This is a genomic window from Qipengyuania sp. HL-TH1, from assembly GCF_036365825.1.
GTDB classification, from domain to species: domain Bacteria; phylum Pseudomonadota; class Alphaproteobacteria; order Sphingomonadales; family Sphingomonadaceae; genus Qipengyuania; species Qipengyuania profunda.
The window spans coordinates 989,871-1,008,410 of sequence record NZ_CP142675.1; the positions used below are offsets into that span (position 1 = coordinate 989,871).

The 18,540-nt window shown below is 65.5% G+C and carries 14 protein-coding genes and 1 pseudogene; 8 read left to right on the top strand and 7 right to left on the bottom strand.

Features of this window, described 5'->3' with window-relative positions:
- Positions 1-2 precede the first annotated feature (2 nt).
- Positions 3-1,586, top strand: a complete 1,584-nt coding sequence (locus tag VWN43_RS05425; RefSeq protein ID WP_253516173.1) for an amino acid permease — start codon at positions 3-5, stop codon at positions 1,584-1,586.
- A 72-nt stretch (positions 1,587-1,658) separates the two neighbouring features.
- On the opposite strand, the gene VWN43_RS05430 is transcribed toward VWN43_RS05425, so the two are convergent.
- Complete coding sequence (locus VWN43_RS05430) at positions 1,659-2,030, bottom strand: pyridoxamine 5'-phosphate oxidase family protein (RefSeq protein WP_330768321.1); 372 nt, start codon at positions 2,028-2,030, stop codon at positions 1,659-1,661.
- 258 nt (positions 2,031-2,288) lie between these two features.
- Between VWN43_RS05430 and VWN43_RS05435 the strand changes: the two genes are divergently transcribed.
- The 7 genes from VWN43_RS05435 to VWN43_RS05465 all read left to right on the top strand — a co-directional run bounded on the left by VWN43_RS05435 (position 2,289) and on the right by VWN43_RS05465 (position 12,615).
- On the top strand, positions 2,289-3,071 hold the full coding sequence (locus VWN43_RS05435; RefSeq protein ID WP_320180357.1) for a hypothetical protein: 783 nt from the start codon (positions 2,289-2,291) through the stop codon (positions 3,069-3,071).
- 65 nt (positions 3,072-3,136) lie between these two features.
- The gene (locus VWN43_RS05440; RefSeq protein ID WP_320182118.1) at positions 3,137-4,642 is read left to right on the top strand and encodes a DUF6504 family protein; all 1,506 of its coding nucleotides are present in this window, start codon (positions 3,137-3,139) and stop codon (positions 4,640-4,642) included.
- A gap of 60 nt (positions 4,643-4,702) precedes the next feature.
- Positions 4,703-5,947, top strand: coding sequence for a putative DNA modification/repair radical SAM protein (locus tag VWN43_RS05445; RefSeq protein ID WP_320180356.1), 1,245 nt, complete (start codon positions 4,703-4,705; stop codon positions 5,945-5,947).
- Between the two features lie 163 nt (positions 5,948-6,110).
- Positions 6,111-7,541 carry a UdgX family uracil-DNA binding protein gene (locus VWN43_RS05450; RefSeq protein ID WP_420493534.1) on the top strand — a complete coding sequence of 477 codons (1,431 nt, stop codon included), beginning with the start codon at positions 6,111-6,113 and terminating at the stop codon, positions 7,539-7,541.
- 122 nt (positions 7,542-7,663) lie between these two features.
- Complete coding sequence (locus VWN43_RS05455; protein ID WP_320180354.1) at positions 7,664-11,248, top strand: error-prone DNA polymerase; 3,585 nt, start codon at positions 7,664-7,666, stop codon at positions 11,246-11,248.
- A gap of 9 nt (positions 11,249-11,257) precedes the next feature.
- Positions 11,258-11,893, top strand: a complete 636-nt coding sequence (locus VWN43_RS05460) for a LysE family translocator (RefSeq protein ID WP_320180353.1) — start codon at positions 11,258-11,260, stop codon at positions 11,891-11,893.
- A 5-nt stretch (positions 11,894-11,898) separates the two neighbouring features.
- Entirely contained in the window at positions 11,899-12,615 is a 717-nt protein-coding gene (locus tag VWN43_RS05465; protein WP_320182117.1) for an extensin-like domain-containing protein, read from the top strand.
- Between the two features lies 1 nt (position 12,616).
- Here VWN43_RS05465 and phoB read toward each other — a convergent pair whose 3' ends face one another.
- The 6 genes and pseudogenes from phoB to VWN43_RS05495 form a co-directional block, all read right to left on the bottom strand.
- On the bottom strand, positions 12,617-13,303 hold the full coding sequence (gene phoB, locus VWN43_RS05470; RefSeq protein ID WP_320182116.1) for a phosphate regulon transcriptional regulator PhoB: 687 nt from the start codon (positions 13,301-13,303) through the stop codon (positions 12,617-12,619).
- A 70-nt stretch (positions 13,304-13,373) separates the two neighbouring features.
- Positions 13,374-14,045, bottom strand: coding sequence for a phosphate signaling complex protein PhoU (gene phoU / locus VWN43_RS05475; RefSeq protein ID WP_253516140.1), 672 nt, complete (start codon positions 14,043-14,045; stop codon positions 13,374-13,376).
- Between the two features lie 13 nt (positions 14,046-14,058).
- The gene (pstB, locus tag VWN43_RS05480) at positions 14,059-14,805 is read right to left on the bottom strand and encodes a phosphate ABC transporter ATP-binding protein PstB (protein ID WP_253522903.1); all 747 of its coding nucleotides are present in this window, start codon (positions 14,803-14,805) and stop codon (positions 14,059-14,061) included.
- Positions 14,806-14,843: 38 nt separating this feature from the next.
- Positions 14,844-16,094 (bottom strand): phosphate ABC transporter permease PstA, encoded by a 1,251-nt coding sequence (gene pstA / locus VWN43_RS05485; RefSeq protein WP_320180352.1) that lies wholly within the window; start codon positions 16,092-16,094, stop codon positions 14,844-14,846.
- Positions 16,087-17,472: a phosphate ABC transporter permease subunit PstC gene (pstC, locus tag VWN43_RS05490; RefSeq protein ID WP_320180351.1), complete on the bottom strand. Its 1,386-nt coding sequence runs from the start codon at positions 17,470-17,472 to the stop codon at positions 16,087-16,089. Before pstC ends, pstA begins: the two co-directional genes overlap by 8 nt.
- Positions 17,473-17,488: 16 nt before the next feature.
- Positions 17,489-18,536: pseudogene (locus tag VWN43_RS05495) on the bottom strand (substrate-binding domain-containing protein).
- Positions 18,537-18,540 lie beyond the last annotated feature (4 nt).

Sequence of the window (18,540 nt, forward strand, 5' to 3'; positions counted from 1 at the left end):
GCATGATTTTCGACAGGGTGAAGCCGCTGGATGCAATCCTCGCGGCTGCTGAGAAGAAGTCGCTCAAGCGTTCGCTGGGCGGCATACAACTGATGCTGTTCGGCATCGGCTGCATCATCGGGACAGGAATTTTCGTGCTGACGGCCGCGGGCGCGCAGAAGGCGGGGCCGGGGCTGATGCTCGCCTTCGCGATTGCGGGGGCGGTCTGTGTCGTGGCCGCGCTGTGCTATGCCGAAATCGCCGCAACCATACCGGTGTCGGGGTCGGCCTATACCTATACCTATGCGACGATGGGCGAACTCCTCGCCTGGACGGTGGGCTGGGCGCTGGTGCTGGAATACGCCATCGCGGCCAGCGCGGTCTCGGTCGGCTGGTCGGGGTATTTCGTGGGCAGTATCCTCGACGAGACGCTGGGCGTGGCCTTGCCAAGCTGGCTATCGGCTGGGCCGCTCGCGCTGGGCGGCGTGGAGGGCGGGCTGATCAACCTGCCTGCAATGGTCATCGCGCTGCTGATCACCGGGCTGCTCATCATCGGAACCAGCGAAAGCGCCAAATTCAATGCGGTGCTGGTGACGATCAAGGTGACCGCGCTGATCGCGTTCATCGCGCTGACGCTGACCAGCCCCGCCTTCGAGGCCGAGCGGTTCAACCCGTTCCTGCCCGCTGGCGTGTTCGGCGGCTTTGGTTCGGGACTGGGCGCGGTCGGTGCGGCAGCGACGATCTTCTTCGCCTATGTCGGGTTCGACGCGGTCTCGACCGCGGCGGAGGAAACCAAGGACCCGCAGCGCAACGTGCCGCTCGGCCTGGTCGGCTCGCTGTTGTTCTGCACGCTGTTCTACATCCTCGTCGCTGCGGGGGCGATCGGGACCATCGGCGGCCAGCCGATCATGGGACCGGACGGGATCCCGTTTCCCGCGGGGTCGGAAGAGCTCGCACGTCAGTGTGCCCTGTCGGTTCACGCCGATGCGCTGGTCTGTTCGAACGAGGCGCTGGCGCATGTGCTGCGCCAGATCGGTTGGTCGGGCGTGGGCAACGTGCTCGGCGTGGCCGCGTTTCTCGCGCTGCCCTCGGTGATCCTGGTGCTGCTGTTTGCGCAGACGCGCATTTTCTTCGTGATGAGCCGCGACGGGCTGCTGCCCGATTTCCTCAGCCGCGTGCACCCACGCTGGCAGACGCCGCATGTGGTGACCGCGCTGACGGGGATCGTGGTGGCGGTAGGGGCGGCGTTTTTCCCAGTGGGCCAGCTGGCCGATATCGCCAATGCGGGAACGCTCTACGCCTTCGCCATGGTCGCGGTGGCGGTGATGGTGCTGCGCCGGCAGCGCCCCGACGTGCATCGCCATTTCCGCGTGAAGGGGCTGTGGTTTGTCGGCCCCGCAACGATCTTGGGCTGCCTGTTCCTGTTCCTCAACTTGCCGAGCGAAGCGATGATCGTCCTGCCGGCGTGGAGCGCGATCGGCTTCCTCGTCTACTTCCTCTACAGCCGCAGGCGCAGCCATCTGGGGCAGGGGATCGTCGAAGTGGTCGATGCCGTTGCGGGTGAGGAAACGGCTATCCCGATCCATCCGCCCCGCGCGCACGACTGATTGGTTGCTGGCAAAAAAGAGGGCCGCGCTCCGGATGGAACGCGGCCCTTGTCGTTTGAGGTCAGCCGTCCATCACAGGTCGACTGCTTCGGCGTGCCGTTCCTCGGCCTCGTCGCGCACATTGCGGCCCAGCGCCATCTTGGCGGTGTTGAGCAGGCCAAGGTCGCCGTCCCAGATTTCGGCATCGCCGAGGTCCATGCGCAGGAAGACGATGTCGGGATCGTCCTTGCCGCCATCGTACCAGGCCTCGACGAAGTTATTCCAGAACTGGTCGAAGCGTTCCTGGCTGGTTTCGCGCGTCAGCGTACCGTCGAAGCGGGCGAAGAGTTCGTGGCCCTTACTTTCGAAGGTCGCGGTGGCGCGGCCGAGTTTGGCGAAATCGCTTTTGGTATGGGTGAAGAACCAGATCGAACTGTTGGCATCCTTGTCGAGCTGCGGGCTCATCGGCACCGCGGTCGCGCTGTGCCCGTCGAGCTGGAGGAACAGGAAGGGCGAGATCGGCCAGCGCCTTCCAGAATTTGGTTTTCAGTTCGTCGGGGTTTCCAGCGGTGTGTTTCATGGGTCTCTCCTTCAAAGGGTGTTGTCTGACCAATGGATGAGGCGGCGGTTCGGTCCCGCTGTGCGACGACGGGAGAACCCGCTGCGCCGAATTGCGAATCGATCCGATATGGAACATAACCGGAACGAACGAGTCGTTCCCCTATGTCCCAGCCCGATTTTGCCTCCTTGCCGCTCACGGCCTTCGAAGACGTCGCCGCGCTATCTGCACGGCGCAGTGCGCGCTGGCGTCCGGGGCTGGCGGCTAGCCGGGGGCTGGCCCTGCACAATGAAGTGTTCGCTTCCTCGCGCGAGGGGGCAGGGACGGGTGCCGCGCTGGCGCTGGCGCTCGACGATTGGAGCAATATGTCGCGGGGGGATGGCTGCGAGGCGCAGGACCGGCGTAGCGTGCTGTGGGTCCAGACGCGCGAGGCGGCGCGGCGTACGGGGCGGCCCTATCGTGCCGGACTGCCGGAGCTGTTGCAGGGGCGGGTGATCCATGTGCTCGCCGAAAAATGCGAGGACGCGCTTTTTGCGCTGGAGGAAGGGCTGCGCTGCCGCGATCTTGCCTTCGTGGTGGGCGAGATTGCCGGCAACCCCAAGGCGCTCGACTTCACCGCCTCGCGCCGCCTGACGCTGGCGGGGGAAAAACATGGCGTGCCGCTGTTCCTCGTCCGGATCGATGCGGCGCGCGACCTGTCCTCGGCACGGATGCGGTGGGAGATCGCCTCGGCCCCCTCCGCCGCGCCGCACTGGAATGCGCAGGCTCCCGGCCTGCCGCGCTGGCAGGCTGAACTGTTCCGCGCCCGTGCGCATGCACCGGGCGAATGGCTGTTGGCCGAAGAGCAAGGCGATCTTACCGCCAGCAAGGCTCGCAGTGCAGGCGATGAGATACTTGGCAATTGGACGGCGGGATTGCGCCAGCGGCGCCCGCTGCGCCGGGCGTGAACCCCCCGCAGGAGGGTGGCTCCCGCGCCCGCCGCATCCTGTCGATCTGGCTTCCTGCGCTGGCAATGGATCGCTGGCGGATGGTGACGGGCAAGCAGGCCGGGGCGCTTGATGCCCAGCCGCTGGTGCTGATCGCCGATACCGCGCACGGCCCGCAGATCGAGGCGGTCAACCGTGCGGGCGCGGCAGCCGGCGCGCACAAGGGCATGATGCTCGCCGATGCGCGTACGCTCTGCCCCGAAATCGCCACCGCGCCGAGCGATCCGGCGGGCGATCTCGGCTTTCTCGAGACCCTGGCGATCTGGGCGCAGCGCTGGGGGCCGTGGTCCGCGCTCGACCCGCCCGACGGGCTGCTGGTCGATGTGACCGCGGTGGCGCATCTCTTCGGCGGGGAAAACCGGTTGCTTGCCGATGTGCAGCAGGCCTTTGCCCAGCGGCAGCTGGCGGTTCGCACGGCGATTGCGCCAACCGCCGGGGCCGCCTGGGCGCTGGCGCATCATGGCCGCGACGGGGCTATCGTCGAGGGGGCCGAAGCGATCGAACGCGCCCTAGCCGATCTGCCCGTGGCCGCGCTGCGGCTCGACCAGGATGTGGTGACCGTATTGCGCCGGCTGGGGCTCAAGCGGCTGGGCGAGATCGCGACCCTGGGGCGCGATGCGATCCAGCGCCGTTTCCGCAACCGCAAGTCGCCTGCCGCCAACCCGCTGGTCCGGCTCGACCAGCTGCTCGGCCGCGTGCCCGAACCGCTGCTGCCCGTGGTTCCGCAGCAGGTGCCGCTGGTCCAGCGGCGCTTGCTCGAACCGATCCGGCATCGCCAGTTGCTCGATACGGTGGTCACCGATCTTGCCGGGGACATGGCGCGCGAGCTCGAGGGGCAGGGGCAGGGTGCTCGGCGTCTCGAACTGGGGCTGTGGCGCGTCGATGGCGAAGTGGTGGTTCGCCGGCTCGAACTGGCGGCCGCGACACGCGATCCGGCGCATATCGTCCGGCTGTTCGCGGCGCGGCTCGACGATGTGGATGCCGGGTTCGGGATCGAGATGCTGCGCCTGCGGGCCAGCTGGGCGGAACCGCTGGCACTTGCCCAGGACGATATCGAGACCGCAGCGGAAACCCACGGCACGTCGCTGGCGGCCTGTATCGACCGGCTGACCGTCCGTCTCGGGGCGCAGGCGGTTACCCGCCCCGTGCCCTTTGCCAGCCATATTCCCGAGCGTGCACAGCGCTGGCAGCCGCCGCTCGAACCGGAGGCATCCTCGCAAGGGCAGCTCGCTTTTCATGCGCGCCCGCTCAAGCTGCTCGACAGTCCCGAAAGCATTGCCGTGCTCTATGCGACGCCCGATGGCTATCCGCAGCGGTTTCGCTGGCGCGGGCAAGTGCACGAGGTGGCGCGGGTTGAAGGGCCCGAACGCATCGCGCCCGAATGGTGGCGCGAACGCGGCGGCGCGCGACTGCGCGACTATTACCGGATCGAGGACGAAGCCGGCCGGCGGTACTGGATCTATCGCCTGGGCATTATCGGCGATGGCCGGGGCGGCCCTCCCGACTGGTACCTGCACGGTTTGTGTGCCTGAAACCGCACCAATACATCATTCGACATTGGCAAGATGTTGCGTGGAACATATATAGAACGCATGGCCACGCAAACCGTCCTTCAGAAGCTTGAGATTCTCGCCGACGCGGCAAAATACGACGCTTCCTGCGCGTCCTCGGGCACGGCCAAACGCACCAGCATGGGCGGTAAGGGAATCGGTTCGACCGAGGGGATGGGCATCTGTCACGCTTATGCACCCGACGGGCGCTGTATCTCGCTGCTCAAGATCCTGCTGACCAATCACTGCGTGTTCGACTGCCATTACTGCGTCAACCGCAAGAGTTCGAACGTCGCGCGGGCGCGGTTCACGCCGCAGGAGGTGGTCGACCTCACGCTGTCCTTCTACCGGCGCAATTATATCGAGGGGCTGTTCCTGTCCTCGGGCATCGTGAAAAACTCGAACCACACGATGGAACAGCTGGTGGAAGTCGCCCGTATCCTGCGGGAAGAACACGATTTTCGCGGGTATATCCATCTCAAGACCATTCCCGAGGCCGATGCCGAGATCGTCCACCAGGCGGGGCTCTATGCCGACCGTGTATCGATCAATGTCGAACTGCCGACCGACAGCGGCCTCACCCGGCTCGCGCCCGACAAGGATGCGCGGCAGATCGAAGGCGCGATGGGCCGGGTCAAGAGCGACATAAGCGAACTGAAAGACGCCAGAAAGCGCTTCAAGCACGCACCGCGCTTCGCCCCCGCGGGCCAGTCGACGCAGATGATCGTCGGCGCCGATGCCGCCACCGATGCGGATATCGTCGGCAAGGCGAGCCGACTGTATGACAATTTCCGCCTGCGCCGCGTCTATTACAGCGCCTTCTCGCCGATCCCCGATGCCAGCGCGGTGCTTCCGCTGAAACGCCCGCCGCTGATCCGCGAACACCGGCTTTACCAGTCCGACTGGCTGATGCGGTTCTACGGCTACAAGCCGGTCGAAGTGATGCAGGCGACCGAGGCCGACGGCAACCTGCCGCTCGACATCGATCCCAAGCTCGCCTGGGCGCTCAAATTCCGCGAACAGTTCCCGGTCGATGTCAATCGCGCCACCAGGGAACAATTGCTGCGCGTCCCCGGGCTGGGGGTGAAGGCAGTGGGCAAGATCCTCGCCAGCCGGCGCCATCGCAATCTGCGGCTCGACGATGTGGCGCGGCTGACGCTGTCGGTGACCAAGGTGCGGCCCTTTATCTGCACCGTCGACTGGCGGCCCGTCATGCTGACCGACCGTGCCGACCTGCGCAGCCTGCTCGCGCCCAAGACCGAGCAGCTGGAGCTGTTCACCGCATGAATTTCCTGTTTCTCTTTCCCCGTCATCCCCGCGCAGGCGGGGATCCAGATAACGGCCGTGGCTTGTGCTGCGGACCTTGTCTGGCCCCCTGCCTGCGCAGGGGCGACGGCTTGGGGGTGCTGGTGTGAGCGCGCTCCCGCAGGCCCGGCTCGCGAGCCATTATATGGTCCACCTGCCCGAGCCGGACGATTTCGAGTTCTGGCGCGAGCAGGCCCGCACGCTGGTGCAATGCGAGGTCCCGCCCGATCGCATCGCCTGGGTCGAGCCGGGCGGCAATGGCGACCTGTTCGCGGCTGCACCGGCTGCGGAAAGCGAACGGGGCATGCCCGTCCCGCCCGCCGATGCGCGGCTGGTGCGCGCGAGCAAGCGCTTCGTGACGCTGGCGCGCAATGCGATCCTCCATTCCGATCCCGAGCGGTTCGCGCTGCTCTATCGCCTGCTGTGGCGGTTGCAGGCGAACGGGCGGATCATGGAGGACAAGGCCGATCCCGATGTGCGCCGGGTGGAGGAGCTGGCCAAGAATGTCCGCCGCGACAGCCACAAGATGCATGCCTTCGTCCGCTTCCGGCTGGTGGAGAACGAAAAGGGGGAAGGCGGCGAGCATTACGTCGCCTGGTTCGAACCCGATCACCATATCCTGCGCGCCAATGCGGGCTTCTTCATGCGGCGCTTTGCGAACATGCGCTGGTCGATCCTGACCCCGCGCGGTTCGCTGCACTGGGACGGGACGACCATGTCCGAAGGCCCGCCGGCCGAGCGGTCCGATGCGCCCGAAGGGGATCCGACGGAGGATCTGTGGCGCAGCTATTACGCCTCGATCTTCAATCCCGCGCGGCTGAAGATCGGCGCGATGCTCAAGGAAATGCCCAAGAAATACTGGAAGAACATGCCCGAGGCCGCGCTCATCCCCGAACTGGTGGCGGGCGCGCAGAACCGCGAGGCGCAGATGGTCGACAAGGGCAAGTCTCTGTTTGCGGACGGGCTGGAGGACCGGCCCGATACGCTGGCGGCGATCGACAAGGCGATCCATGCCTGCCGCAAATGCCCGATCGGCCAGCTCGACAACCATGCGGTGATGGGCGAGGGGCCGGACGATGCCGCGCTCATGATCGTGGGCGAACAGCCGGGCGACCAGGAGGATTTGTCGGGACGCCCCTTCGTCGGGCCCGCCGGGCAATTGCTCGATGTGCATCTGGAAAAGGCCGGGATCGACCGGCGCGGCGCCTATGTCACCAATACGGTGAAGCATTTCAAATATGTCCAGCGCGGCAAGCGGCGGCTGCACCAGAATCCGGGCGCGAAGGAAATCGACACCTGCCGGTGGTGGATCGAAAGCGAACGCGCGATCGTGAAGCCGAAACTGGTGCTTGCCATGGGTGCCAGTGCGGCGCGCGGGATGCTGGGCAAGACGGTCAGCATCACGAAGGCGCGGGGCCGTCCGATCCCGCTCGGGGATGGCAGCGAACTGTGGGTCACCGCGCATCCGTCCTACCTGTTGCGGCTCGATGGGCCCGCGCGGGAGGAACAGGCGCGCCTGTTCGATGCCGACCTTGCCGCGGTGCGCGCACGGCTCGCGGAACTAGCCGCGCCATGATGCCCTCAACTTCTCTCGTAAGCCCCGCGAAGGCGGGGAGCCAGCCAAGCTTTCGCCCAGCGGCGCAGGTGGATGGATCCCTGCCTTCGCAGCGATGACGGCGGTCCTGCGGCCTATCCATCATGCCCGAAAACGACCTCCAGATCCCGAAGCGAACGATCGAGCTCGATCCCGCGAGCATCGAGGCACCGCCGCGTTCGCCCTTCGTCGAGCTCGGGCTCGTGTCCTGCTTCAGCTTCCTGCGCGGGGCGTCGGATGCGGTCGACCTGGTGCTGCAGGCGCGGGCGCTGGGTTACGATGCGATCGGAATTGCCGATGCCAATACGATGGCGGGCGTGGTGCGCATTCATACCGAGGCAAAAACGCTTAAACTGAAGCCGCTTATCGGCTGCAGGATAGAAACGGTCCAAGGTCTTGCCTTCCTAGCTTATCCGCGGAATCGCGCCGGCTATGGCCAATTGTGCCGCCTGATTTCGGCCGGGCGGATGCGCACGCTCGACGGGGAATGGCAGGCCAAGGGCGCCTGCGACATCAGCCTCGCGATGCTGGCCGGGCATGCCGGGGATGTGCAGCTGATCCTGCTGCCCCCGCGCGATCTCGACCAGCGCTTTGCCGTGACGGTGCCGAACAATGTCGTCCCCTTTCCGCCCGGCTCCCGGACAGAGGCATCCGAAGGCGGGCAAGCGGATCGGGTGCGGGTGGAAGGAACGCTGTCCGATATCCTGCCGCATATCGCGGCCCAGCTTCCCACTCTTCGCCACCTTGCCGCAAGCTTCCTCTATACCGACAGCGATATTGCGCGGATCGAACGGCTCGATGCGCTCGCCAGGGCGCATGACCTTGGCATCCTCGCTACCAATGACGTGCATTACGCCACGCCCGACAGGCGCCCGTTGCAGGACGTGATGACCGCGATCCGCCACAAGACCACCGTGGCGGCGGCGGGGCACCTTCTGGAAAGCAATGGCGAACGCTATCTCAAGCCGCCCGCGACCATGATCAGGCTGTTCGAACGCTGGCCGCATGCGATCGCCGCCACGCGCGAAGTGGCCGATGCCTGCGATTTCAGTCTCGACGAACTGGCGTATGAATATCCCGAGGAAATATACCCCGACGGGCAGGCGCCGCAGCAATATCTCACCAGCCAAACCTGGAAAGGGGCCGCCTGGCGCTATCCCGGCGGGGTGCCCGAGACTGTGCGCGAAACGATCGAACGCGAACTGGCGCTGATCGGCAAGCTCGACCTGGCGCGATATTTCCTCACCATCAAGGATATCGTCGATTATGCGCGCGGGGTCGATCCGCCGATCCTGTGCCAGGGGCGCGGCAGCGCGGCCAATTCGGCGGTCTGCTATTGTCTCGGCATCACCAGCGTCGATCCGGCCAAGCACGCGCTGCTGTTCGACCGTTTCATTTCGGAAGAACGCAAGGAGCCGCCCGACATCGACGTCGATTTCGAGCATGAGCGGCGCGAAGAGGTGATCCAGTACATCTATCGCAAATACGGCCGCCACCGCGCCGGTCTGTGCGCCACGGTGATCCATTACCGGCCGCGCATGGCGATTCGCGAAGTGGGCAAGGCGATGGGGCTGACCGAGGATGTCACCGCCGCGCTGGCCAAGACCGTATGGGGCGGGTGGGGCCGCGAGATCAGCGAGAAACACGCTGCCGAGACGGGCATGGATGTGCGCGACCCGCACTTGCGCCGGGTTCTTAAACTGACCGAGCAAATGATTGGCATGCCAAGGCATTTGTCGCAGCATGTCGGCGGGTTCATCCTCACCGAAAGCGCGCTGACCGAAACCGTGCCGATCGGCAATGGGGCGATGCCCGAACGCAGTTTCATCGAATGGGACAAGGACGATATCGAGGCGCTCGGCATCCTCAAGGTCGATGTCCTCGCGCTGGGCATGCTGACCTGCATCCGCAAGTGCCTCGACCTGCTCGACGATCACTACAATCGCCCGCTCAGCCTTGCCAGCGTCCCGCGCGAGGACCCGGAAACCTATGCCATGCTGCGCAAGGGGGATTCGCTGGGTGTGTTCCAGGTCGAAAGCCGCGCGCAGATGAACATGCTGCCGCGGCTGCGCCCGCGCGAATTCTACGATCTCGTGATCCAGGTCGCCATCGTGCGCCCGGGGCCGATCCAGGGCGACATGGTGCATCCCTATCTCAAGCGCCGGCGCGGGGCCGAACAGGTCGTCATTCCCGCGCCTGCCCCCGAGCATGGCCCGCCCGACGAGCTGTCGAGCATTCTCGAACGCACGCTGGGGGTGCCGATCTTCCAGGAACAGGCGATGAAGATCGCGCTCGATGCGGCGCAGTTTTCCTCCAAGGAAGCCAACCGGCTGCGCAAGGCGATGGCGACCTTCCGCAGCCGCGGCATGGTCGACGAATTGCAGGACATGATGGTCGAACGCATGGTCGAACGCGGCTACGACCGCGAATTCGCGCAGCGCTGCTTCAACCAGATCCGCGGTTTCGGCGAATACGGTTTCCCCGAAAGCCACGCCGCCAGCTTCGCGCATCTGGTCTATGTCTCTAGCTGGCTCAAATGCCATTTTCCCGCCGCCTTCGGCTGCGCGCTGCTCAATTCGCAGCCGATGGGGTTCTATGCCCCCGCGCAGATCGTGCGCGACGCGCGCGAGCATGGCGTCAGCGTGCTGGCCGCCGACGTCAATCTGTCGCAATGGGATTGCACGCTGGAGGATATTGGCGGCGGGACACCCGCGAGCGGCCGAGAACGGGGGCGGGGCCGGCAGGACAGGAATATCGCGCTACGTCTCGGCCTGCGGCAGGTCGACGGCCTGCCCGAGGCGGTGGCGGCGCGGCTGATTGCCGAGCGCGAGGCGGGCGGGGCCTATGCCGATGTCGCCGCGCTCAAGGACCGCGCGCGGATCGGGCCGGCGCATATCGAACGCCTGGCCAGTGGGGACTGCTTCGGTTCGATGCAGCTGTCGCGCAGGCAGGCGCTGTGGGATGCGCGCAGCATCGTGGGCGGGGCGGACCTGCCGCTGTTCGCCGCCGCCGCAGCGCGCGACGAGGGCGCCGAGACCGCGCGGACGCAATTGCCCGCCATGCCGCTGAGCGAGGAAGTGGTGGCCGATTACCAGACCACGCGGCTGAGCCTGAAAGCGCACCCGATGTCCTTCCTGCGCGCCAGCCTGGCCGAACGCGGCTTCGTGCGCGCCAGCGATCTGCGCAGCCGCAAGTTCCGCAGCATGGTGCATGTCGCGGGCGTGGTGCTGATCCGCCAGCGACCGGGCAGCGCCAAGGGGGTCTGCTTCATCACGCTGGAAGACGAAACCGGCGTTATCAACCTCGTGGTCTGGCCCGATCTGAAGGAAAAACAACGCCGTGTGGTCATGGGTTCACGGCTGATGGAGGTGCGCGGCCGGGTCGAATATGACGACGAGGTGATCCATGTGATCGCGCATCACATGGAGGATGCGACGCACCAGCTCTATCGGCTCTCCGACGACATGCTCAATGCGCCGGTCGCGCGCGCGGACCATGTCACGACGCCGCTGCCCGCCAAGTTCAACCCGCGCGACAATCTCAGGGAAGGCGGGGACGACCCCTACCGGCCGGTCGAGCCATGGGAGGAGCCCCCGCCGGGCAATCGCGAGTGCGGGTGGTTCGGCCCCAATTCGGGCGGGCATCCGCGTGATGCGCGGATCATTCCCCCGAGCCGCGACTTCCACTAGGCGCGCTGCATGATCGATGCCGAAAAGCTCGCTGCCTTCGCGCTGGTGACCGCGACCACCAGCCTGGTGCCGGGGCAATCGATGCTGTTCGTCATGGGGCAGGCGGTCTGGCGCGGCGCGCGGTCGGGCTGGGCGGCGCTGCTGGGCATGCAGATCGGGTACCTGGTGTGGTGGGTGCTGGTCGCGTTCGGGCTCGGCACGCTCGCCGCGGCCTATCCGCTCGCCTTCCGGGTGCTGGCCTTTGCGGGGATCGGCTATCTCGCATGGCTCGGCATTACGGCGATCCGGCACTCCTTCCACGCGGGGGAGGAAACGCCGCCAACTGCCCGCGCGCCTTCGCGCCATGCCTTTCGCGACGGCATCCTCATCGCCATCGGCAATCCCAAGTCGCTGATCTACATGCTCGCGATCATCCCGCCCTTCGTCGATGCCGCATCGCCGATCGGGCCGCAGATCATCCTTCTCGCCGTTCTCGCCCTCGTGATCGACGTGCCGGTCGGGGCGCTGTACATCGGTGCCGGACAACGGCTCGCCCGCCTGATGGCGCGCGCTGCGACGCGCCGCTGGATCGATCGCGGTATTGGAACGGTTTTCCTCCTGATAGCGGCCCTCGTCTTGGCCGAATTACTGGGGACTAAGCTGTGACACGGATGATTTCGCGACGGATCGGAGACTTTGCCGGCGACCGGCGGGTGGCACTGCTGCTGATCGCGGCGGGACTTTTGCTGAGCGGCCGGGTCTGGCTCGCCGAGCATCCCGAGCACAATCCCTGGGCACCGCTCGACCTGCGCGATCCGGTGGGTTGGGCGACCGATCGCAAGCTGCTCGCGCTGCGTGAGGATGCTCCGGCATGCCGCGCGGTGCTCGAGCGCAGCGATATCGCGCATGATGTGCTCGAACCCGCGGGCGAGGGCGCGTGTCGGCGAGAGGACCGCACACGGCTCGCCGACTATCCGCTCAGTCCCGATACGCCGCCGGTCACCTGTCCTGCGTCGATCGCGCTGCTGCTATGGGAGCGTGACGTGCTCGAGCCCGCTGCGCAGGCGATCTTCGGATCGGAAATCGCGCGGATAGAACATCTTGGCGCCTATTCCTGCCGCCGTCTCTATGGCCGCGATTCGGGAGCGTGGAGCGAACATGCGACTGCCAATGCGATCGATATCGCAGGCTTCGTCCTTACCGATGGAACGCGGATCAGCGTGCTGCGCGACTGGGACGGGGAGGGGGACAAAGCGCAATTCCTGCGTACCGTGCGCGATGGTGCCTGCGGCAGCTTCGCGACCGTGCTCTCACCCGATTACAATGCCGCGCATGCGGACCATTTCCATCTCGACATGAGCCCGCGCTGGCGCGGCGTCTGCCGGTAGGTCAGGCCTCGAGCGAATAGCCCGCACTGCGCACCGTGCGCACCGGATCCTTGGCGCCGTCGATCTCGATCGCCTTGCGCAGGCGCCGGATGTGGACATCGACCGTGCGCAGCTCGATCTCGCTCTCGGTGCCCCAGACCCCGTCGAGCAGCTGCCCGCGGCTGAACACGCGGCCCGGGCTTTCCATGAAGAACTTGAGCAGCCGGTATTCGGTCGGACCGAGTTGCAAGGTACGCCCGCGGCGGGTCACCTTGTGCGCCACCGGGTCGAGCGTGATATCGCCGACCTCGATGCTTTCGCCGGCCAGCGCGGGGCGAATACGGCGCATGACTGCGGCCACGCGGGCGAGCAACTCGCGCGGTGAGAAGGGCTTGGTGAGGTAATCGTCGGCGCCCGTATCGAGGCCGCGCACGCGGTCATCCTCGGCCTCGCGCGCGGTCAGCATGATGATCGGGACGTGCGCGGTTTCCTTGTCGCGGCGCAGGCGGCGACAGACCTCGATCCCGCTGGTCCCTTCGATCATCCAGTCGAGAATGACGAGATCGGGGACATCTTCGGTGGCGAGCAACAGCGCTTCATCGCCATCGGAGGTCGTGCGGACCTGATAGCCTTCATTGGTAAAGCGGTATTCGAGCAGTTCGGAGAGGGCGGGATCGTCCTCTACCAGGAGCAATTTGGCGGCGTGCAAATTCTTGCCTTTCCGGGAAAACTCAGTCTCGGTCGACACCGCTTTATGACCTTCGCACTACGGTTTTGTGTCAACCGTCCTCGTCGAGAGGATAGTTTCCGGTAGCCGCAAAGTGCACCATTTCGGCCACATTGGTGGCATGGTCGCCGATGCGCTCGAGATTGCGCGCCACGAACAGCATCTGTGCCGCGCTCGAGATGGTCGAGGGGTTCTCGACCATGTGGCTGACGAGGTTGCGGAAGATCGAATTGTAGAAGGCATCGACCTTTTCGTCGGCAGCGATCACTTCGCGCGCCAGTTCGGCGTCGCGCGCGGCATAGGCGGTCAGCACGTCATGGACCATTTCCGCGGCCACTTCGGCCATGGCGGGCAGCAGGGTCAGCGGTTCGAACTGCTTGCGATTGCCGCCGATTTCCTTGCTCGCCTTGGCGATGTTCTTCGAATAGTCGCCGATCCGCTCGACCACGCCGGCGATCTTGAGCGCGGCGATCACTTCGCGCAGGTCGTCGGCCATCGGGGCGCGCAGTGCGATGATGCGCACGGAGAGCTTGTCGATCTCGCTTTCGAGCGCGTCGATTTTCTTGTCGCCCTTGACGACCTTGTCGGCCAGTTCGTCGTCGCCCTTGACGAGCGCCTCGAGCGACTGGGCGATGGCGGCTTCCGCCAGCCCGCCCATCTCGGCGATCAGCCCGCGCAGACGGGTGATGTCCTCATCGAAGGCCTTAACGGTATGTTCTTGCATCGGATTCATGGCCTTATCCGTAACGCCCCGTGATGTAATCCTGGGTCCGCTGCTCGTGCGGGTTGGTGAAAATGTCTGAGGTGCGGCCATACTCTACCATTTTCCCGAGATGGAAAAAGGCGGTACGTTGGCTGACGCGGGCAGCCTGCTGCATGGAATGGGTAACGATCACGATGGCGTAACGACCGTTGAGTTCGGCAATCAGTTCCTCGATCTTCGCGGTGGCGATCGGATCGAGTGCGGAGCAGGGCTCGTCCATCAGGATAACCTCGGGGTCGACCGCGATGGCGCGGGCAATGCACAGGCGTTGCTGTTGGCCGCCCGAAAGCGCCGTGCCGCTGTCCAGCAGCCGGTCCTTCACCTCTTCCCACAGCCCCGCGCGCTTGAGCGACTTCTCGACGATCGCGTCGAGCTCGTCCTTGCCCTCGGCAAGACCGTGGATCTTGGGGCCATAGGCGATGTTGTCGTAGATCGACTTGGGGAAGGGGTTGGGTTTCTGGAACACCATCCCGACGCGGGCGCGCAACTGGACGACATCCATGCCCGAGGAATAGATGTCTTCCCCGTCGAGTTCGATGCACCCTTCGACGCGCGCCGAAGGAATGGTGTCGTTCATGCGGTTGAGCGTGCGCAGGAAAGTCGACTTGCCGCAGCCCGAGGGACCGATGAAGGCGGTCACATATTCGGTCGGGATGTCGATCGAAACCTCGTCGATCGCCTTCTTGTCGCCGTAGAACACGGAGACGGCATTGGCGCTCATCTTGGCTTCGGTCTTCTCGAGGTTGTCGTGGACTACGGTCACCAGGTTTTCTCGAATTTGTTACGCAGGTAAATGGCGAGCCCGTTCATCACGAGCAGGAACAGCAATAGCACGATAATCGCCGCGCTGGTGCGTTCCACGAAGCCGCGGTCGATTTCGTCCGACCACAGGAAAATCTGCATCGGCAGCACGGTCGCGGGCGAGGTGAAGCCATCGGGCGGGGTGGCGACGAAGGCGCGCATGCCGATCATCAGCAGCGGGGCGGTTTCGCCCAGCGCGCGTGCCATGCCGATGATCGTGCCGGTCAGGATCCCCGGCAGCGCGAGCGGCAGGACGTGGTGGAACACCACCTGCACGGGCGATGCGCCGATGGCCAGCGCGCCATCGCGAATGCTCGGCGGGACCGCCTTGATCGCATTGCGCCCGGCGATGACGATGACCGGCATGGTCATCAGCGCCAGCGTCATACCGCCAATCAGCGGGGCCGATCGCAGATTGGGGAACAGCGTCAGGAACACCGCGAGCCCCAGCAGGCCGAAAATGATCGACGGGACCGCCGCCAGATTGTTGATCGACAGTTCGATCAGGTCGGTCCAGCGGTTCTTGGGAGCGTATTCCTCGAGATATAGCGCCGCGAGCACACCGATCGGGAAGGCCAGCAGGAGGGTGACGACCATCGTCAGCAGCGAGCCCTTCAGCGCTCCCCAGATACCTGCCTGCTGCGGATTGGTGGCATCCGATCGCCCAAGGAATCCCGGATCGAAGTTCTTCGACAGCCGTCCGTCCTCATAAAGGCCGATGGCGAGTGCCTGCATATCTGACGAGCCTTCGCCTTCATAGCCCGACGCGAGGTCGGCCGAGGCGGGCAGCCAGAAGCTTTCGCTGCGCTGGAGCAGTGCAGGATCGGCGATCACCGCAGCGGCGACATCGCGCCAGGCCTGCGCGCCGAGTTCGTCGGCGGCATCCTCGCCCAGTTCTTCCGCTGCGAAATATTGCACGACATCGCGCAGGCCCTGCGCCTCGAGCGAAGCGAGCGCCCCCGGCTGCGCCATCGTATCGGGACTGGCGGCGATGCCGGCCTGCGTGAAGTCGATCGGGACTTCCATCTCGACGCGCTGGAAGCCGCCGATGCCGTTGAAGGTCATTGTTCCGAGCAGGAAGACCAGCACCGCGATCGAGAACACGATCGCGCCGAGGCCGAGCGCGCGGAAGCGCTTCTCGGAGGCGTAGCGTTTTTTCAGCCGCGCTTCGAATTCGGGCGTGCGCGTGGGGGCGATGCGCTCACTCATATGCTTCGCGATACCTTTTGACGACGCGCAGGGCGACGAAGTTCAGACCCAGTGTCACCATGAACAGGACGAAACCCAGGGCAAAGGCGCTGAGCGTGGCGGGGTGGTCGAAACTGCCTTCCCCGGTCAGCATGGCGACGATCTGCACGGTCACCGTGGTCATCGATTCGAGTGGATTGGCGGAGAGATTGGCGGCGGTCGATGCCGCCATCACCACGATCATCGTCTCGCCGATGGCGCGGCTGATCGCCAGCATGATCCCGGCAACGATACCGGGCAGCGCAGCGGGGATCATCACGCGCTTGATCGTTTCCGAGCGCGTGGCGCCCATCGCCAGGCTGCCGTCGCGCATCGCGCCGGGCACTGCGGCAATCGAATCGTCGGCCATCGAGGACACGAAGGGAATGATCATCACGCCCATCACGAGGCCTGCGGCCAGCGCACTTTCGCTCGACGGGTTCGATACCCCCAGGCTCATCGCAAGGTCGCGGATCGCCGGGGCGATCGTCAGCGCGGCGAAATAGCCATAGACCACCGTCGGCACGCCTGCGAGGATCTCCAGCGCGGGCTTGACCCAGCGTCGCAGGGCCGGGTCGGCATATTGCGTGAGGTAGATAGCGCTCATCAGGCCCAGCGGAATGGCCACGATCATGGCGATGATCGCCCCGATGAACAGCGTCCCCCAGAACAGCGGGACAGCGCCGTAGCGGCTGCCGTCCGGATTGTCGGGATTGGCCATCGGGTCGGGGCCCCAATGCGTGCCGAACAGGAAGTCGATGGGCGAGACCATGCCGAAGAACCGCACGGTTTCGAATACCAGGCTGGCGAGGATGCCGATGGTCGTCAGGATCGCGACCAGCGAGGCGCCCAGCAGGATCGCCATGACGATCCGCTCCACCTTGCTGCGCGCGGCGAAATCGGGCCGCAGCTTGAGGAAGGCGTACGTACCGGCAAGGAAGGCGATCAGCAGCGCCACGACGATGCCGATCGTGTTGTAGTAGAACAACGCCTCGCGATAGGGTTCGACAAGGCCCGAGGCTTGCGGATTGAACACTGACGACGCGGCCCCAGTCGCGACCGCGCGCGCTTCGTTGAGGATGGTCTGGCGCTGGAACCCGAAGGCGGGCAGTTCGGCCGCCGCCGGGCTGGCGAGCACTTGCTGCGTCACGAGACCCGGGGCAATTGCGCTCCACAGCGCGATGAAAGCGACCATGGGCAGGATGACCCACAGCGCGACATACCACGCGTGGTAGACCGGCAGGCTGGGCAAGCGACCATCGGCGCTGTCACGCCGGAATGCCCATGCCCGGGCACGGGCCGCCAGCCATCCGGCGAGCCCGAGCCCCAGGGCCAGGAGAAGCAGGATAGCTGGCGACATGGGTTGCTTTCAGACCTTACTTGAGCTGCGCGCCGTCGAGCGTGGTGTACTCGGTGGCTGCCTTCAGGTTGGTCGCCATAACGTCCTCGGGCGATGCGACAAGGCCGATCTTGGCCAGTTCCCCGTCCTTGGCCCACATCTTGGTCCACTGGAGCAGGTATTCGCGCAGGCCGGGGATCGCATCGAGATGCGCCTTCTTCGCGTAGACATAGAGCGGCCGCGCACCGGGGTAGTCGAAATTGGCGATGTTCTCGTAAGTCGGCGCGACGCCGTTCATGTCGAGACCCTGCACCTTGTCGGCATTTTCCTCGAGATAGCTGTAGCCGAAGATGCCGACGGCGTTGGGATTGCCCTCGATCTTCTGGACGATGAGATTGTCCTGCTCGCCCTGGTCGACATAGGCGCCGTCGGAGCGCACTTCGGTGCACAGCTGCGCGTGGCGATCCTTGTCGCTGTCCTTCAAGGCTTCCATTTCGGCATTGGTGTCACAGCCGACTTCGAGCACCAGTTCCTTGAGCGCGTCGCGCGTGCCCGAGGTGCTGGGCGGACCGTAGACGAGGATGGGCTGGTCGGGGAGCGAGGGATCGACATCCGACCAGGTCTGGTTGGTCTGTTCGCCGCCATAGGGCGAAGCGGCAATCGCCTCGTAAACCTGCTTGGGGGTCAGGCTCATGGTGATCCCGCCCTTGGCCGAGGCGAAGGCAATCCCGTCGAGCCCGACCTGGATTTCGATGACGTCGGTCACGCCATTGGCCTGGCAGTCGGCGAATTCGCTCGCCTTCATGCGGCGCGAGGCATGCGTCATGTCGGGGGTGTCCGCCCCGAGGCCGGCGCAGAACAGTTTCATCCCGCCGCCGGTGCCGGTCGATTCGATGATCGGCGAGCGGTAGTCGGGCTGCGCACGCACGAAGGCTTCGGATACGGCCTTGGCGAAGGGGAATACCGTCGAGGAGCCGACCGCGCGGATCGAGATCGCGCGATCCGCCGTCGCCGCCATTGGCGCCGCAGGCGGTGAGGGCGACAGCCGATGCCGCGGCGAAGATGAAAGATTTGGTCTTGCTCATGGAT

Excerpts from the sequence above, each read along its gene's own strand:
- pstB (WP_253522903.1), bottom strand. The coding sequence starts at position 14,805 with ATGAGCGCCAATGCCGTCTCCGTGTTCTACGGCGACAAGAAGGCGATC.
- VWN43_RS05455 (WP_320180354.1), top strand. The coding sequence starts at position 7,664 with ATGCCCGAAAACGACCTCCAGATCCCGAAGCGAACGATCGAGCTCGAT.
- VWN43_RS05450 (WP_420493534.1), top strand. The coding sequence starts at position 6,111 with ATGGTCCACCTGCCCGAGCCGGACGATTTCGAGTTCTGGCGCGAGCAG.
- VWN43_RS05430 (WP_330768321.1), bottom strand. The coding sequence starts at position 2,030 with ATGAGCCCGCAGCTCGACAAGGATGCCAACAGTTCGATCTGGTTCTTC.
- VWN43_RS05460 (WP_320180353.1), top strand. The coding sequence starts at position 11,258 with ATGATCGATGCCGAAAAGCTCGCTGCCTTCGCGCTGGTGACCGCGACC.
- VWN43_RS05435 (WP_320180357.1), top strand. The coding sequence starts at position 2,289 with ATGTCCCAGCCCGATTTTGCCTCCTTGCCGCTCACGGCCTTCGAAGAC.
- phoU (WP_253516140.1), bottom strand. The coding sequence starts at position 14,045 with ATGCAAGAACATACCGTTAAGGCCTTCGATGAGGACATCACCCGTCTG.
- VWN43_RS05465 (WP_320182117.1), top strand. The coding sequence starts at position 11,899 with ATGATTTCGCGACGGATCGGAGACTTTGCCGGCGACCGGCGGGTGGCA.
- VWN43_RS05425 (WP_253516173.1), top strand. The coding sequence starts at position 3 with ATGATTTTCGACAGGGTGAAGCCGCTGGATGCAATCCTCGCGGCTGCT.
- pstA (WP_320180352.1), bottom strand. The coding sequence starts at position 16,094 with ATGAGTGAGCGCATCGCCCCCACGCGCACGCCCGAATTCGAAGCGCGG.
- pstC (WP_320180351.1), bottom strand. The coding sequence starts at position 17,472 with ATGTCGCCAGCTATCCTGCTTCTCCTGGCCCTGGGGCTCGGGCTCGCC.
- VWN43_RS05445 (WP_320180356.1), top strand. The coding sequence starts at position 4,703 with ATGGCCACGCAAACCGTCCTTCAGAAGCTTGAGATTCTCGCCGACGCG.
- VWN43_RS05440 (WP_320182118.1), top strand. The coding sequence starts at position 3,137 with ATGGATCGCTGGCGGATGGTGACGGGCAAGCAGGCCGGGGCGCTTGAT.